This is a genomic window from Haemophilus influenzae (assembly GCF_003494325.1).
Taxonomy (GTDB): Bacteria; Pseudomonadota; Gammaproteobacteria; order Enterobacterales; family Pasteurellaceae; genus Haemophilus; species Haemophilus influenzae_I.
This window is the reverse complement of the sequence record NZ_QQIK01000015.1, coordinates 1-375: the sequence shown is the minus strand read 5'-3', so window position 1 is coordinate 375 and position 375 is coordinate 1. Positions and strand designations below refer to the sequence as shown.

The window sequence follows — 375 nt, the reverse complement described above, 5'->3', positions numbered from 1 at the left end:
TTAGACAGCTAGGATGTTGGCTTAGAAGCAGCCATCATTTAAAGAAAGCGTAATAGCTCACTAGTCGAGTCGGCCTGCGCGGAAGATGTAACGGGGCTGAAATATAGCACCGAAGCTGCGGCATCAGGCGTATCACTAATACGCCTTACGATTAACAAGCTAGAATGGCGCGAAGCGACATGAAAGGTTGTTCAAGCAACCCGAACGTTGAGTCGGGCATCTTAGAGTGAGGATGATTAGTGATACGCCTGTTGGGTAGGGGAGCGTTGTGTAAGCGGAAGAAGGTTCATCGAGAGGTGGGCTGGACGTATCACAAGTGCGAATGCTGACATAAGTAACGATAAAACGGGTGAAAAACCCGTTCGCCGGAAGACC

General features: G+C 49.6%; 1 rRNA gene. It reads left to right on the top strand.

From position 1 onward, the window contains the following. Nucleotides 1–375, top strand: a 23S ribosomal RNA gene (locus tag DV356_RS09795); the annotation flags it as partial.